Origin of the sequence: Streptomyces aquilus (assembly GCF_003955715.1) — a bacterium.
Lineage (GTDB): Bacteria > Actinomycetota > Actinomycetes > Streptomycetales > Streptomycetaceae > Streptomyces > Streptomyces aquilus.
The window spans coordinates 10,283,484-10,299,187 of the sequence record NZ_CP034463.1 but is presented as its reverse complement, the minus strand read 5'-3'; the positions used below and the strand labels follow the sequence as shown (position 1 = coordinate 10,299,187).

Below are 15,704 nucleotides of genomic sequence, written 5' to 3'. Positions count from 1 at the left end.
GAAGAGCCCCTTGGTCACTGCGAGTTGCTGCGGTCTCGCCCCGGGCCTTGCCGGGCGAGGGTGAACTGTCCCGGCGTGTTCTCGTCCAGCCAGCCTCGTTCCACCAGCCGCTTCAGCTTTTCCCGGGTGCCCTCGATCTTCCCGGTCGTCGTCGGCAGACCGATCCGCGGCACGATCTGCTTGGCCTGCAGCGGTCCTGGCGCGTCAGCGATGATCTCCACGATGTCCCGGTAGACATCCGGTAATACCGCCACCACCAGGCCCTCCCGCCAAGGCGGCACCATCATCACCCCGACGCCGTGAGGCACCGACGTCTCGTCCGGCGCCGGAGCATCCCCCGCCGCAAGGTGCGGTCCGGCCTGAGCGGCCGACAGTTCCGCCAGCACCTGCGCGACGGTCTCCCGCGTGATCTCGAGCCGCGAAAGATCCTCCCGAGCCGCCTCCAGCCGGATGGCCAACTCGGCTGCCTCAGCTTGGAGTGCCTCCACGCGCCGCCGAGCTGCGGCCTCTCGAGCCTGAAGCTCTTCCGGCAAAGACACCATGGCGCCCCACCTCCATCCCGCCACGGTAGAAGCCCGACGACACCACCACACACCAATCAGCGTTTGCCCAGCTCTCCCCGCCCGGGAGCAACTACACCCAATCGATCATTCGAAGGGGAAGAGCAGGACAATAGGCAAGTGCAATCAGTGATTCCCCTAGACCGGAGCAGGGTGCTGAGCCGATGATCAAAACACCGCCCACGATGCAGATGGTCTCCTTTGCGGCCTGGCGGGACACTGCCCCGCATACGGGCCACCATGCCGATCGGCACTACGTCACCCTGGCCGAACTCCTGATCCGCCTGGGGAGTTACGGCCTCACGCTCACGTGGCGAGCCCGGATCTTCGACGATCACCCACACTCCAGCTTCGCGGAGCTGGTCAGAGCTTCAGCCGGCCACGGAATCCCCACCCTCGAGCTGTTGGCCATGGACGCGCCCCACCTGCAGGCCGTCGACGGAGACTTTGAAGGCTACGCGGGTAGCGAGCTCGTGCTGACCCTGAGGGAGTTCGACAGTTCAAGCTGGGATGTCCGCACAGCAGACGAGTGGGTACTCAACGAGATCCGACGACACTATCCGGACGCCAAGCCCATGACCCCGGACGAATGGGATGCCACGAACTGATCCCCGAGGAGGGAACCGTCACTCCAAAGGATCCGCACCCAACCGCCGTTCGCACCACACACACTCGGCAGCAGTCGCAGTCATGGCCGAGATCATCGCTCACGCCACTGACATCGGCCGCAGCCGTACAGCCATGGAACACCCCAGAACGCGCCCTGGGGACGACCGGGACGGCGGCCCGCCTGCCCACGGGGTGATGGGACTTCCTGGATTCGGCCAGAGTTGCTCTTCCTCCTCAGTTGATCTGGTTTTGAAGGGTGTGCGGAGGTTGGGGAGTACGAGCCATGAGGGGCCGCCGACCATGAGGTCGGCGGCCCCTTGGGAATTGGTGCAGTGGGTTGTGGTCAGCCGTTCTGTGATGAGTGGGTGTCCGCCGTCGTTGCGTTGAGGGCGGCTGGGTGGAAGCCGGCCTCGGTCAGGACGTTGGCGGCCACTCCGCGGCCGACCTGGGCAAGGCCGATCAGCAGGTCGTCGCAGTCGATGCGGTCGGAGCCGTTCTGCTCGGACCGTGCCTCGGCGATAGCGATGGCTTTGCGGGCGTAGGGCGTCCAGGCGATGCGTTCGGCTGCTTGGGAGGCACCCATGCTCAGCCGGGTTCCGACGGACCGGTGGATCGTCTTCGACGAGACGCCGGCGGTCTGCAGGAGTTGGGTGGCGCTGTTGTCTTCCGCGGTCAGTCCCCAGAGCAGGTGCTCGGTGCCGATGTAGTTATTGCGGTGCTGCACCGCTGCCTGTTTGACGTGGACCATCGCCTGGCGGAGGTCGTCGGTCATTGTCTCGGGGCTGTATCGCTTGTGCGGGGCGTGGAAACGCTGCTGGACCGCCTGTCGGGTCACGCCCAGGGCGGCGCCGATGTCAGTCCATGAAGAGCCGTGCATGCGGCAGTGCTCGACGTAGTCCTCGACCAAGTCGTCCGCCAGCGCCTGCATCTGGCCTGCGAGTTGGGCGGCAACGGTGAGGAGGGCGAGCCAGTCGGGCTGTTCTTGTCCGCCGGGGCGGTGTGCGGTGTCGCATCTGCGGTCGACTTCCGCGATGAGATCGTCCAGGTCCGGAAGAGCCATGAGGCAAGTACGCCTTGACAATTCAAAATTGTCAAGGCGTACTTGCCTTGCTTCATGCGTGTGTCAGGGGAGTCTCCGCATCGGGATGACGTCGGGGCCGGTGGGCATGGGAGGACGAGCGGCTTCTGGGGTGGCCAGCAGAGCGACGATGGTGACGGGCTGCTGGCAGTGGGGGCAGTTGCGGGTTGCCGTAGGCTCCAACGGGTCTCGTTCGGCGACGAGTTGGCGCCCGGGGCGAGTGACGGCTTTGGGTGGTGGCGGGAACTCTGGCCGTGTCTGCGGTCGTGAGAGCGGCGCCTCACCCAAGCGGCGGGCCCGGGCCTCGTCACGTTCATGCTCGCGCTGGCGTTCGGCATCCTTGCGGCATGCGGGCGAGCAGTAGACCCGCCGCACCGTTGTGGGGGCGTCGAAGACGTTCTCGGAGAGCAGTAGACGCGGCGCTTCGCGCGGCCGTAGGCGGTGAACTCGCCTGCGCAGACCGGCAGGTCATCTGGGTGGGGATCTTCTGCCGGTTGGCCTCGCGGCAGGTGGGTGAGCAGAACACCTGCCGACTGGTGCTGCTGGCGACGGCGAAGACGGTTTCGCAGACCGGGCAGCGTCGGGCCGTGGCGTCGGTGTCCTCGGGGATGGTGGGCTGGTCAGGAGACACGGGCGTTCACTCCCGTCCGCAAGGCGTCGGCCTGGTTCTGGTGGTTGCGGCCTCGATGACCCGGACGAGTTCAAGTGCAAGGTTGCGGTCCGCTTTCTCGGGACCTGCATCCGGGCCGGCGGGGAGTTCGGTTTTCTGGGCAGCCATCGACGGCCTCTTTCTGCGTGCGCGATGGTGGGGACTCCGGCGGCCGGTGTCAGACGCTGGGGCCCGGGTGGTCGAGCGAGGCGTCGTGCAGGAGGAAGTAGGCGATCACCGGGCGAGGGTGTTGCCGGCCGGGGGTGAGCTGCAGCCGCGGCCTGGTCTTCACTCGGGCCACTTCACGCCCAGGCCAGTTGTGATCTGTGGGCCCAGTAGGCTTCGGCAAGGGGGCGCGGGAGTGCGGAGATGCCACGTCGATCTAAGTCGGTTCGACGGGGCCAGGGCGGCACATGGGGCGGGGATGGCTGAAGCGAACACATTGGGCTATCGGCTGGTGCAACGGAATGTGCGGCCCCCGCGTGCCATGACTCTGGTGTGTTCGGGCGGGGACTGGCGGGCGGACGTGCTGCGCATGGTGGAGTGCTATGCGCGCACGTGGGGTGGTGACGGCCACGGCTTGATCGCTTGCTCGCCCGAGTGGGAGGTCGCGGAGCCGTTCTGGCGGCTCGCGGAGGCTTTCGACGCGGATCACTGGGCGGTGTTCGCCCGGACAGGGCGGGGCCTTCAGATGTCGGACCCTCGGGCGTACGAGGCGCAGCTCGCCTCGTACGTGGAAGGCTGGTCCAGGGAGAACGATGTTGACGAAGCCCAGGCCCGGCGGATGCTCGAGCCTCAACTTCTGTCGTCCGGCGCGGGAATGGTGGCGCCGCGGGAGCTGGGGGACCGTATCCGGCGGCGCATGGCTCCGCTGGCGTCGGCGCAGGTCACGGTAACAGCGGAGTTCCGCGCGGACGAGGCGCCGCCGCACCGGCTGGTGGACATGTGCGGGCTGACGTTTCAGCCCGCGCGCATCACCGGCTTCGACGCGGACGAGCTGCCGCCTGCGGTGCAGCTGCTCGTCGCCGCGCGCGCCGGCTTGGTGGCTCCGGGGCATCTGGCGCGGCTGCGGGAGCGCGGCGAGGTGGACCATGCCACCGTTCCGGTGCATCGGGAAGACCTGGCCCAGGTGCTGCGGTACGCGTGGACGGGCCGGCCTGAGACCGGCGCCGATTTCACCCAGCAGGACTTCCTGGACGACCTGCCACTGGCGCAGTCCCGGCTGGGCTGCTCCTGGTTCACCACGTTCGACACGGACGCGGACAGCGAGCCGTTGGTGGTCATCTGCGGGGACAGCGCCGAAGACTTCTGCTACGCCTACACCCGCCAGCGTGTGGTGGGAGACGCGCACTGGCTGCCGGTCGGCCCGGACACCGAAGACCTCAGCCCGCAGCTGCACACCGAGCTGATGCAGATCCTGTACGACCTCGCGGTACCGCTGGTCTCCGCCCGTCCCCTCCTGCTGTCCTCACTCACCCTCGGCGAGGACCAGATGCACGCAGTCCGTGACCAGCTGGTGGCCACGCCATGGGGGCGGATGGCCGCCTCCGGCTCCCCAGGCCGGCTGGACGTACAGGTCTGTGCCCCGGCGGATCTGCCGGTGTGCCGCCGCCTCCACCTTCTCGACAAGGCGCACGTCGGCGACACCCTGCACGAGCCGTTCCTCGGGACCGACCAGGCACGGAACGTCGAGATCCCGCTGCCCAGCGAGGCGGCCGGGGTCCAGCCGGACTCCTGCCGGTGGCAGGTGGACGTCCTAGACCCCAAAGCCGTCCTTCCTGCGCGGTGGGCGCTGAACGACGTGATCACCGCCGACGGCACCTCGTGGGGAGTCCGCTCCAGCACGTCCGGGATCAGCATCGACTCCCACGGCCGGATCTTCACGGTCACCGGGACCTCCCTGGCCCAACTTCTGGTTCAGGTAAGGCTGCGGCTTCCCACAGCCCGCCAGGTGTTCAGCACCCTCCTGGCTGGGGCGGGCATCACCCTGGAGGAGTCCGACAAGGGCCGCTACACCCGGCGCATGATCGAACTGTGGGGAGACTTCGCGGCCCTGGCCGCCGACCTCAAGGAGGGCCCCGCCGCGAACCTGCTGTCCGGGTGGATCTCTGCCGGGAAAGAGCTCGGGCGCGTCTACCAGGACCGCAAGTACCTTACGTTCGCCGATGTCTGCTCGATCACCGGCGGGAGCGAGGAAGGTGCCCGGCAACTGCTGGACGGCTACCTGCAGCGGTCCATCGCGACGCGGGGCCTGCTGTTGACCTGCGGGCAGTGTGTCGGCACGGCCTTCTACCGGCTGGAGGACATCGGAGCGCATTTCCGGTGCCAGCGCTGCCGTCAGCACAACCCGATCGTCCGGTCGGCCTGGAAGGGACAGGAGTTGGAGCCGCAGTGGTACTACGGTCTCGACGAGGTCGCCTACCAGGGCCTGCGCTCGAACGTCCAGGTGCCGGTCCTCGCGCTCGCGGCGCTCTCGGAGCCGGCGCGCTCCTTCCAGTACATGCCCGAAGCGGTCGTCCGCCGGGATGGATACCCGGACCTCGAGGTCGACCTCTGGGCCATCGTCGACGGCCGGATCGTCATCGGCGAAGCCAAGATCAGTGATCGTCTCGAGCAGACGAAACGTGAGGAAGCGCGGCGTTGCGCCGCTCTCAAGGGCCTGATCGACGAGCTCAGCGCGGACGAGTTCGTGATGGCCACCACCGGCTCCGCGTGGGACCGGCGGACCGAGACCCTGGTGAACGAGAAGATTGCGCCGACGGCCAAGGTCACCTGGCTCACCAACCTGCGCTGACATCCAGCGCCGCTGCTGCAGCACCAGGTCGCTTCCCCTTCTCCCCCTGGGCCTGCGCTCCAGCCCTCCGCCGTCGAACCGCCGTATCCGGTAATCGGCGGCAGCGACGGGCGCGGCAGACGGCAGAGCATGCCCTGTCCGTCTAGATGTACTGCCCAGGGACGTTGGTCAACCTGGTGATGGGTGGTTTGCCGCCGGTCGCGGTGTGGGGGCGATGGTGATTGTAGTGATGGAGCCAGGCCGGCAGGGCTTTGCGGCGGGCTGATTCGCTGGCGTAGAAGCGTCCCAGGGCCCAGCCGTCGGCGAGGGTGCGGTGGAAGCGTTCGACCTTGCCGTTCGTCTGCGGCCGGTAGGGCCGGGTCTTCTTCGGTGTGATCCCGAGTTCGTCGCAGGCCCGGGACCAGTGCCGGGAGCGGTAGGCCGAGCCGTTGTCGGTGAGGACCCGCTCGATGCTCACCCCGCGGGCGGCGAACCAGTTGACCGCCCGGTGCAGAACACCGGCCGCGGTCGCGGCCGTCTCGTCATCGCAGATCTCGGCGTAGGCGACGCGGGAATGGTCGTCGACGACGGTGTGCACGAACGCGGTCCCCAGCAGCGGTCCGCGGTACTTGTTGCGGGGCCTGTCGGGTGTTGCGGCACGGTTTGTGCGGCCCTGGACGCGTCCGACGTAACGCCAGCCGCCGTCGGGCACGTTCCCGAGCTTCTTGACGTCGATGTGGAGCATCGCGCCGGGGTGATCGTGTCCGTAACGGCGGACCGGCTCGCCGGTGACGCGGTCGATGTGGGACAGCCGATTGATCCGGCACCTGGTCAGGACCGCGTGGACGGTCGAGGCGGGCATGCCCAGCCGCCCGGCGATCTGGACCGGGCCCAGCCGCTGCTTCCAGCGCAGATGCACGATCCGGCGGACCTGCGGCTGTGGGGTCCGGGCGGGCTGTGGTGGGGCCGTGAGGACCGGTCGAGCATCGCCTCCTCACCGGACTCGGCGTAACGGTCGGCCCACCGCTTGGCGGTGGGCCAGGACACGTCATAGCGCTCGGCTGCACGGGCGACGGGCCACCCGTCATCAACGATCAGACGTGCCAGGCGCAGACGGGCACGAGGCGTCAAAGCAGCGTTAGCGTGAGACACGAAGGCCTCCTGTTTGGCGGAGCGGTTCCTCGACAGCTCCACTCCACAACCGGAGGCCTTCACCCGTCATCCGATTCAGACGGTGTCAGAGCACAAACTCGACCAACCTGCCTGGGCAGTACATCTAGAGCAGCGCGGAGCGGCACACGGGCAAGGAGCTGGGGCCTTCGACCTGCGCCTGGCCGCAGGAGGCGAACACCCGGTGCACCGCCTTTTCCGGAGTAGGACAGCCGCATCGAGCACAGATAGACCTTGGTCATCTTGCCCGCGAGCATGACGTGCACGTCGCCGCAGTCGACCTCCGCCTCTGCCCCTGGCAGATGGGTCTGCGGCACGAACATCGCCTCCGGGCCCCCCCGCCTGCCGGCGTACCTCCTTGCGGCGGTCCTTCACATAGACGCGGACCATGGAATACGAGCGCAGCACTGGGACGCTCTCGTCTTGAGCTCCGCCGCTCAGCCCCCTCGCCTGAACCGCCCCTCACCTCCACATCCATCCGCAAGGACGTCCCGTGCGCGCACATGCCCTCAACTCCGGCTCCTGCCCTTCTCCCGCATTCGCGCCGTGCTGTAGGTGGCCACGCCCTCCGGAGCTGACGTGCGGGCCGCCATGCAGGCGGGGCTGCTGACCTGCAAGCCCCGGCCGGTCCCCTACCCCCCGCATCCCAGAGAGGCGAACCAGCATGACGAGAGGATCAGCCCGTCCAGGCCTATATCTGTGCCGCGACCTCACGCACCGTGAGCCCCTCACGGGCGGCACGGACCAGCGGGAGAACACTGTCGAGGCCAGCGCTCACCGCCATACCGCGCCGCCGAGCGTTCGCTCTGGGGCGAGCCGAGCTCAAGGAGTCAAGTCGCGACTCCCGGCTCGCTCCGCCCGCCCGCGCCGAAGCTGGTCTGTACGGTGCCGATGAGGGCAACCTCGCGGCAGCCCACCGCTATTTCGCCTTGGCGAACTCGACGAAGGCCACCCAGGTCGTCGGCTGGACGGCCAGCAAGCCGCCACTGGGCGCCTTCGTGTCCCGCACCATCACCATGGTCGGGTCGTTGTCGGCTACTTCAACGCAGTTCTCTGTACCCGTGTAGGTGCTTGTCCGCCAGTTCGGGGCCACAGGCTGCACGGTGTTCTCCTAGTCGCTCGGCATCTGATCGAAGTGCTGGCTGGCGGTGAGGATGAGGTCGCGGACGGCAGTGCCGTAGACCGCGGACTGCTTCAAAAGGGCGAAGGCTTTGGCGTACAGCTCGATCTCTCGGGGCTGCGTGACAGAGAACTCGGCCGAGTAGGTTTCGACGAGGACGAGCTTGTCGTCGAACATCGAAAAGGAGTTGCCGGGCCAGATACCCACGGGTGCGGACCGGGGGATGATGCCCAGGCTCAACCGGGGAAGGCGCATCACGGCTAGGAGGCGGTCGAGCTGCCCTTTCATCACCTCTGGTCCTCCGAAGTTGGTGTAGAGCGCCTGCTCGCCGAGCACTACGTTGAAGATTCGATTGCCTCGGTACAGGTACTGCTGCCGTTCAAGCCGTTTGGCCGTGGCGGCTTCGGCATCGTCGGGAATCTCGTAGTAGTCAACAACCTGCCGGAAGGTCTCCGCCGCGTACTCCACCGTCTGAAGCGTTCCCCACACCAGCGTTGGGTGCCAGATACGGAAGACCTTGGTTTTGGCGTAGACCGGCAGGGCCTTCTTCTGCCGCTGCTCTGCCCCGGTCTGGAGCTGCCGGCGCCACTCAAGCCACAGCTCGTCAATGTGGCGCACCGTGGCGATCAAGTCTGGGATGTGCTCTGGTCTGCTGGTCTTGGTACACCAGACGCGGATGTCATCCTCGCTGGGGTTTTGCCTGCCGTTCTCGAGCCGAGACACCTTGGACTCTGCCCACCCCGTGGCCAGAGCGAATGCCCGGCCGCTCGCGAACCCCGCGTCTTTCCGGAAGCCGCGCAGCCGGGCACCCAGTACCTCTCGTGCTTCTTGTGCTTGGTTACTCACTGATGAGTCAGGGCTTGTACTCGGTGTGCGGGATGGCGTCGGCCCAGAGCAGGTCGCGCACACGAACGCACTCGGCAACGGTGTCGGGGTCCTCGATGATCTCCGACCCCAGGACGCGGCCTTCCGGATCAAAGTGGCCGACGGCCAGGAGCTGGTCGTCGTAGAGCCACCAGTCGTTGCCGCCCAGGGGGAAGAAGGTGCCTTCAGGCAGCTGGTGCCGCGGGAACCAGCGGATGTCCTCGCCGGCCTCGATGTTGAGGTGGGTCAGCGAGTGCTCCCACCCGACGTACTGAGAGTGCGGCTCGGTAACCACCCGCACGCGGCGGACCCTCTTGCCTTGGCCAGTGACGCGCTTCATCAGCGTCATCCATGGATCGAGCCAGGTGTAGTCGTCGGGCTCTCCCCGCTGCCATCGGGCATACGGCGTGTCCTCGATGGGAGACCCGTAGTCGTCCCTTAGCTCCAGGTGGAAGGCGTCGCGCTCGAAGTCGTTGAACAGCTCGTCACGCTGCGCGGGGGTGATCAGGTCCACTGTCTTCCTCCAGCAGGGCCGTGATCGAGGACTTGGGGACCTCGATGCAGGTCTCATAGTCGGGCATGCGCATCTGGCTCAGTGCTTCAGGATCGTGCACTTCCGGGCCCTGGAGCACGCATGTGCCCTGTTCCGTGACGAGCATGATCGGGGCCGTGAACTTCCTGATCTCGCCGGACACTTGGCCGTCCTTGGTGAGGTGCTCGAACAGCTCGGTTGGCACCTCGATAGCGGCCTGTCCTTCCGGCACGTTGAGCTGCATGAGCAGTTCGTTGGCGAAGACCTTCCAGCCTTGGATGACGTAGCTGTCCTGGTCGCTGGCGTACAGGGTGGGGCTGTCTCCGGGGGTGGAGTTCTTACCAAGGAACCGTAGCTTCATGGTTGCTCTCCCGTCCGCTATCTTGCGCAGAATTGCGCGACACAGCGATCGTCGACGTCCTGATTGGTGCCGTCAATCGGGTTGCTGCAAACTCGCGCAATCTTCTTGGGAGTTGGACGACGGCCGCCTTACGGTCGTTGTCGAACCCAAGTCCGCGCAGGCAGCGTCGAGGGGAGAAGCGTGGTGGCGAGCGTGAGCGAGGAACCCAAGGCCGGCATCGACAGCTTGCCCGTCGATGTGGAGCTGCTCTCGGACACCACAGATGACGTGCTGAAGATGGAGCTGAGCACGTCGACCCGAGAGGACATCGACTTCAAAACGACGAGGGTCGTCGGTCTCCTGAGTCTGCTCCTGGCCGAAGACCGGGGCGCTGATGACGATGACGAAGGCATGGACCTGTTCCGCCAGGCGTACAAGCTGTTGGAGCTGACCAACCGCCCCGGCAGACAGACGCCGAGTTTCACAGCCTTCTTCTACATGCGCGACGTAGCCAACCTCACCCGGCGCCTGATGTGGGTCTACACCGAGCGAAACGGCGGGGTGCCACGATGACTGACACAAGGCTGCCTGGCGTGGGTGACGAGGTCGAGTACCAGCCCGGATGCCGAGCGATCGTGACCGACGTCAGCCACGGCGTGCCCATCCTCCGGGCCGCAGCTCGTGCCGAGTGGCCGGCCGACAAACCGGACCAGCTCGTGGTGACACGGACTCGCCAAGAGCGCATCGAGGCCGGGGCATGACCCCTCGCCCGTGGCTCCAGGGCACATGTCTGCTCTGCCGCCGCCCCGATCAGCTCGTGATCTTCATAGGCCCAGTCGAGGCAGGCGGCCTGTCAAACCCCCGCCTTCACGTGTGGCGACTGCTGCGAGTGGTGTCGCCACGTCGTCTGCTCCTACAACCAGCAGCGGGACGCGCGTCCTGCCGTGCAGCTCCCGCTCCGGCTTGGTTCCCCTGTGCGAGCCGGGGTGGGGGCTTAAGCCCCAGGAGGTATCGGATGCACCAGCTGATCGTCAGCCCGTTCTTGGACGGCTACCTGGCCGTCCGCCCCGGAAGGGCCACCTGTGTGCGCCTGCCGGCCGAGCGCTACGAGGACATACAGCACCGTGCCCAGACGGACGACCACGTACCCGACTGGCTGGCAACCACCGCCACCGAAGCCTGGGGCCTCGACTTGAACGGTCAGACCGCCGGTTCGGCGCTCCTGGTACGCGAACCGACCGAGTTCGGCTTTGCCCGGGCGAGTTGGGAGATCAACCTCTACTGCAACTTCGGCTGCAAGCACTGCTACCTCGGCGAACGCCCTCTGGCTGGCCTCAGCTGGGAAGACAAGGTCAAGCTCATCGACATCTTCCGCGACGCCGGAGTGCTGTGGCTGCAGATAACAGGCGGTGAACCCACGGTCGACCCCGACTTCGAGGGCGCGTACCGGTACGCCTACCGCCAGGGCATGATGCTCACGGTCTCCACCAACGCCTCGCGTCTGTGGAAGCCCAAGCTGCTGCGACTGTTCCGTGACTGCCCGCCGTATCGCATCGTCGTCAGCATGTACGGCGCCACCAAGGAGTCGTTCGACGAACTCACCCAGCGCAGGGGCGCCTGGAAGAATTTCCACAAGGGCATGGTCGCGGCCCGCAACGCCGGTCTGTCCCTGCGGGTTTCAGTCGTGGTCACCGAGGACAACGCTCACGAGGTCGACGCCATGGTCGCCCTCGTCCAAAGCTGGGGCCTCGATCACCACGTCTACACCAACATGCAGCCGACCTTCTCCGGCACCGGGGAGCCCCTGCTCGTCCAGTCCACGGAGCACCTGCGTAAGCGACCGGTCTTCCAGGGCTGCAACGCCGGCGTCACCTTCTTCCACGCCGACCCCCACGCCAAGGTCTCGATCTGCAAGATCGGCCGTGATGACCAGATCGACCTCATGGCCGAAGGCGTCGACGGTCTTCGCCGGCTCGGAGCCATCTCCGACCGGCTGATGCTTCGCACCGGTGGCTGCTCGGGCTGCTCGCTCTCCGGCTCCTGCCGGGTGTGCCGACCGCTCGCCAAGGTCTACCAGGAGGCGAAGGCACCACTGAACGCCTACTGCCAGCACGCAGACACCAAGGAGATGGTGCACGCATGAGTCCCGTACCCGTCGAGATCCTCACCAGCCGCCCGCCGGTCGTCCGCCCGACCGTGTCCGCCACGCTCGTCGCGACCACGGCGGTCGTCATCGAAACGGACGCCGATGCCCTCATGGAGGGCAGCGCCTGCTCCTGCGCGGCCGGCGACGACAACCCGAACTGACTCTTCCGGTCACCCGTGCTCAGGTCCTGGCGCAATCGCGTCAGGACCTGAGCCTTCGAGTACGAGATGAGTACCTTAAGCACATGCGATTCCGCTGGGACTGGCTTCGTCCAGTGGTGCTGGCGCCCTACGTGCCCACCATCGGGCCGGTCCATCCGTCAGTCCTGACCGAGGACCTGTTCACGGACACCCTGATCGCGGCCTCCACCGAGCGCTGGTTCCTGCGCTACGACAAGGACATCCGCTGGTCCGACAGCAAGGACGAGACCGTCCTTGTCCAGGACATCGCCCACCAACCCGGCGACACGCTCATTCCCACACTGTCCCGACGCGGCGCCGGCACGATCAAGGTCCACCTCTACGGCACCGAGCCCGGCAGCGCGCTCACGGCGACCGAGCTGGCCCAGAAACTAGCCGCCGAACACGGGGCGGCGAGCGCACGGATCGTGCGCTTCCTCGGTCCGGAAGCTGCGGACGGGCGCGGTACGCGCATCCACCTCCAGGACTTCACGACGGCCATCTGCCCAGCTCCTGACGGCCCTGTCCGTCTCTTGCATGAGTGGCCGGCCGGCGTACAAGACACCTTCGCCGGCTTCGCCCAACGGATGGCCGCCGACGGCTTCACCTTCCTCCACCAGCAGATGCAGGCCAAAGCGGTCGGCCCCGTCCTGACAGCCGTCGCGAAGGGCCGGGTAGCCGGCGCCATCGGCCCCATGGAGATCCGACCCGACGCGATCGGCACCCCACAACTGATGCCCCAGTACTTCGGCGTCCTTACCGAACACCGCGGCCAAGGGCTGGGACGCCTGCTGTGGCGCGCCGCCATGTACTGGGGGCAGGTCAACGGCGCCGCATACCAGCTCCTCCAAACCGAGGTCGCAGGCGCCTCAGACCGCCTCTGCCGCTCCGAAGGGCTGACGTCCCTCGGATTCACGTACTGGCAGGCCGCCTGATCTGCATCCAAGCCTTCAGGGCCGCGCGATGCCGGATCACATGCCCTCGGTGAGTATCCGAGGGAGTGCAGGCCGAAGTGTCCGGGCGCCCCAGCTCCGTGATTGCCATGCCGGCCGCACTCGCCCAGGCGTCACGGGCGTAGGAGCCGCAGCTCAGAGGGAGGGTTCACACTACCCTCGAAGACACCATTATTGGTGATTAGAGGTGGTTGCCGATCGATTGCCGCCCGGGGCGCCCGCTTCACCCGCGGCCGACTTGACGGCCCAGACATTCCACCCGCCCCGACCCCAGTGATGCCGCACCCCTGCCCGCCAGCCCGGGCACAGGGCCGCGCCACGGCCTTTCATCAGCGCCCGCCCACCACAGCCCCGTGCCGCACCGCCATCGGCGATCAGGCAGGTGGGTCCGAGAGCGTCCGCTGTAGCTGTTCGCGCAGCCGCATCACTTCGGCGTTCGCCCGCTGACGGAGCAATTCCTCGTAGCGGGCCCAGTCGAAGTTGAGCACGGCACGCCGGTCGTTGAGGTCGCTCTCCTCCTTCAGCAGAGCGACCTTATCCGCATCGATCTCCGCAAACTGGGCCCGCAGGTCGTCGAGTTGTTCACTCAGTACCGCACGCTGCCGCTTCAGCGAGGCGACCTCGCGTTCCAGTCGCTCCTTGTCGCCCCGTTCCTGTTCGAGGAGCGAGGTCAGACGGCTCAGTTCCGCCGCCACGCGAGCTTGCTCATCAAGGACTTGACGGAACTCCGTGCGCACTCGCTGTTCGTGTTCCTGAAGATTGTTCAGAATGTCCCGCAGATCCGACTTGGCCGATTCCAGTTCCAGCAGCGTCGCACCGTCCGGCGGAGGAACGTACCCGGTGTCCGTGGGGAACGAGTCTCCCGGCCCTGTGTCTGGGTCACCTACGCCTGGGTTCGACTGCCGGGCCCTGTCCCGTAACAGCAGCACACGGGTGCGCCGTTCCTCCCATCGCCGCAGGCGGGGATCCTCACGACTGACCGGCTTTTCGTCCTGCACCTCGTACAAGACCCGGACGAGGGCGTTCAGGAAGTCCCGGCTGGGCAGCCGCTTCCCGCGCAGAGTTTCGGCGATCCCGGAGGGCGACAACACGATCGGCGAGCGATCCCCGATCTGGCGGTAGGTGATGTCACAGGCCAGCTGCAGGTCTTTCAGATCCCGGGCGAAAGCGGCCTGCGCCGCCTGGTACACCTCTTCCGCCGATTCCGTCGGGCCATAGATCGGAGTAGCCAAGTTTCCCCCTCACACCACGTGACAGCCATGCTAAAACGCGCATGCCATCCTTGCCCCGGACTCCCTGAACAACGCGGAACACCCGCGGTGTTCGCCAGAATTCGCTCACGTTCGGCGTCACAGGCGCCGTGTTCGGGTTCGTTCTCCCGAATTCCCTTTACTCGCCATCCACTCCCCCCGGCTGCTGAACTGCCGACATGGACCAAAACGAGCCCACCGAACCAGCCCCCGCACGCGACCGGCTGCTGGACCTGGCCGCCCTCACAGGCCTGACAGGACTGTCCCTGCTGGTCTACGCACTCGGAGGCGCGACCGCCCTCTCCACCATCAGCGTTACCGGGATGGGCCTGTTCACCACCTGGAAATTCCGGGAACGCCCACCACACGACCGGGAACGCTGAACCATCAGGCCGATGGGCAGACCCGGTTCGGGCCAAGCGCCTACCCCGCCCGAACCGGTGCCTGTTGTCGGTCTAAAACTGACGACCATCGTTGACACCTGGGTCTCCCGACGCCTACGGAGATCCACATGTCGAAGACAACCCCGCTCGATCGCGAGGCCAAGCGGCGCCTGGCCGTCATACGCCATGTCGAAGAGGTCACCGGCAACGTTGCTATGAGTTGCCGGTACTTCGGCATCAGTCGGCAGGCCTACTACATCTGGTACCGCCGTTACCAAGCCGAGGGCATCGAGGGGCTGCGCACGCGCTCGAAGGCCCCCAAGCACAGCCCGAACGCCACCCACGTTGAGGTAGTCGGGAAGATCATCTACCTCCGGCAGAACTACCACTTCGGGCCAGAGAAGATCGCGATGTACCTCAAGCGGTATCACGACGTCACGATCAGCAAGTCGGGCGTGTGGCGGATCCTGAACCGCCTGGACATGGGCCGTCTGCCGGCCTCTCAGCGGTACAAACGCCACGACCGCCGATGGAAGCGGTACGAGAAGAAGCTGCCCGGCCATCGGGTGCAGATCGACGTGAAGTTCATCGAACCACTTGCCTCGATGCCTCAGGGCCGCCGCGGTGGGCGCAACAAGTACTTCCAGTTCACCGCGATCGACGACTGCACCCGGCTGCGAGTCCTGCGGATCTACCCAACGCTGAACCAAGCGACCGCGATCCAGTTCCTCGACTACGTCATCCAGCGCCTGCCGTTCCAGGTCGAGGTCATCCAGACGGACAACGGCGCCGAGTTCCAGTCTGCGTTCCACTGGCACGTATTGGACAAGGGCATTGCCCACACCTACATCAAGCCGCGAACACCGCGCCTGAACGGCAAGGTTGAGCGCTCTCACCGCATCGACGCCGAGGAGTTCTACCGGCTCCTCGAGGGCGTCATCATCGACGACGCCGAGGTCTTCAACGACAAGCTGCGTGAGTGGGAGGACTACTACAACTACCATCGCCCGCACGGCGGCCTTGGCGGCCAGACACCTTACGAACGCCTCAAGCAGAAGACCACGACTCAGGCGTAACCGGTGATCGTCAGTTGCACAC

At 66.5% G+C, this 15,704-nt stretch carries 15 protein-coding genes and 1 pseudogene; 8 read left to right on the top strand and 8 right to left on the bottom strand.

The genetic code is table 11. The features are described 5' to 3' along the window. Positions 1-14 precede the first annotated feature (14 nt). The gene (locus tag EJC51_RS47060) at positions 15-542 is read right to left on the bottom strand and encodes a hypothetical protein (RefSeq protein ID WP_126269164.1); all 528 of its coding nucleotides are present in this window, start codon (positions 540-542) and stop codon (positions 15-17) included. Between the two features lie 182 nt (positions 543-724). Between EJC51_RS47060 and EJC51_RS47055 the strand changes: the two genes are divergently transcribed. Further along, a complete protein-coding gene (locus EJC51_RS47055; RefSeq protein WP_244362289.1) occupies positions 725-1,168 on the top strand; it encodes a hypothetical protein in 444 nt (147 codons plus the stop codon). Positions 1,169-1,512: 344 nt separating this feature from the next. Here EJC51_RS47055 and EJC51_RS47050 read toward each other — a convergent pair whose 3' ends face one another. Next, positions 1,513-2,229: a Clp protease N-terminal domain-containing protein gene (locus EJC51_RS47050; RefSeq protein ID WP_244363325.1), complete on the bottom strand. Its 717-nt coding sequence runs from the start codon at positions 2,227-2,229 to the stop codon at positions 1,513-1,515. A 1,154-nt stretch (positions 2,230-3,383) separates the two neighbouring features. On the opposite strand from EJC51_RS47050, the gene EJC51_RS47045 reads away from it, so the two are divergent. After that, positions 3,384-5,690: a hypothetical protein gene (locus EJC51_RS47045; protein ID WP_126276723.1), complete on the top strand. Its 2,307-nt coding sequence runs from the start codon at positions 3,384-3,386 to the stop codon at positions 5,688-5,690. A gap of 142 nt (positions 5,691-5,832) precedes the next feature. Here the strand turns inward: EJC51_RS47045 and EJC51_RS47040 are convergent. The 5 genes and pseudogenes from EJC51_RS47040 to EJC51_RS47020 all read right to left on the bottom strand — a co-directional run bounded on the left by EJC51_RS47040 (position 5,833) and on the right by EJC51_RS47020 (position 9,716). Beyond that, a pseudogene (locus EJC51_RS47040) lies at positions 5,833-6,821 on the bottom strand (IS481 family transposase). Between the two features lie 937 nt (positions 6,822-7,758). Then, complete coding sequence (locus tag EJC51_RS47035) at positions 7,759-7,941, bottom strand: DUF397 domain-containing protein (protein ID WP_126276722.1); 183 nt, start codon at positions 7,939-7,941, stop codon at positions 7,759-7,761. A 9-nt stretch (positions 7,942-7,950) separates the two neighbouring features. Beyond that, a complete protein-coding gene (locus EJC51_RS47030) occupies positions 7,951-8,805 on the bottom strand; it encodes a helix-turn-helix domain-containing protein (protein WP_166682993.1) in 855 nt (284 codons plus the stop codon). A 7-nt stretch (positions 8,806-8,812) separates the two neighbouring features. Continuing rightward, entirely contained in the window at positions 8,813-9,337 is a 525-nt protein-coding gene (locus EJC51_RS47025) for a DUF6879 family protein (RefSeq protein WP_126276721.1), read from the bottom strand. Next, on the bottom strand, positions 9,309-9,716 hold the full coding sequence (locus EJC51_RS47020) for a hypothetical protein (protein WP_126276720.1): 408 nt from the start codon (positions 9,714-9,716) through the stop codon (positions 9,309-9,311). The genes EJC51_RS47025 and EJC51_RS47020 overlap by 29 nt, the downstream gene beginning before the upstream one ends. A 192-nt stretch (positions 9,717-9,908) precedes the next feature. Between EJC51_RS47020 and EJC51_RS47015 the strand changes: the two genes are divergently transcribed. The 4 genes from EJC51_RS47015 (at position 9,909) to EJC51_RS47000 (ending at position 12,955) form a co-directional block, all read left to right on the top strand. Next, positions 9,909-10,268: a hypothetical protein gene (locus EJC51_RS47015; protein WP_244363323.1), complete on the top strand. Its 360-nt coding sequence runs from the start codon at positions 9,909-9,911 to the stop codon at positions 10,266-10,268. Between the two features lie 442 nt (positions 10,269-10,710). Beyond that, positions 10,711-11,838, top strand: a complete 1,128-nt coding sequence (locus tag EJC51_RS47005) for a radical SAM protein (protein ID WP_126276717.1) — start codon at positions 10,711-10,713, stop codon at positions 11,836-11,838. Continuing rightward, on the top strand, positions 11,835-12,002 hold the full coding sequence (locus EJC51_RS48125; protein ID WP_166682992.1) for a hypothetical protein: 168 nt from the start codon (positions 11,835-11,837) through the stop codon (positions 12,000-12,002). Before EJC51_RS47005 ends, EJC51_RS48125 begins: the two co-directional genes overlap by 4 nt. Before the next feature lie 83 nt (positions 12,003-12,085). Next, a complete protein-coding gene (locus EJC51_RS47000; protein WP_126276716.1) occupies positions 12,086-12,955 on the top strand; it encodes a GNAT family N-acetyltransferase in 870 nt (289 codons plus the stop codon). A gap of 392 nt (positions 12,956-13,347) precedes the next feature. Here EJC51_RS47000 and EJC51_RS46995 read toward each other — a convergent pair whose 3' ends face one another. Further along, the gene (locus EJC51_RS46995; RefSeq protein ID WP_126276715.1) at positions 13,348-14,205 is read right to left on the bottom strand and encodes a hypothetical protein; all 858 of its coding nucleotides are present in this window, start codon (positions 14,203-14,205) and stop codon (positions 13,348-13,350) included. A gap of 197 nt (positions 14,206-14,402) precedes the next feature. Here EJC51_RS46995 and EJC51_RS46990 point away from each other — a divergent pair, with 197 nt between their 5' ends. Next, positions 14,403-14,606, top strand: coding sequence for a hypothetical protein (locus EJC51_RS46990; protein ID WP_126276714.1), 204 nt, complete (start codon positions 14,403-14,405; stop codon positions 14,604-14,606). A gap of 128 nt (positions 14,607-14,734) precedes the next feature. Beyond that, a complete protein-coding gene (locus EJC51_RS46985; protein WP_126269125.1) occupies positions 14,735-15,682 on the top strand; it encodes an IS481 family transposase in 948 nt (315 codons plus the stop codon). Positions 15,683-15,704: the final 22 nt, after the last annotated feature.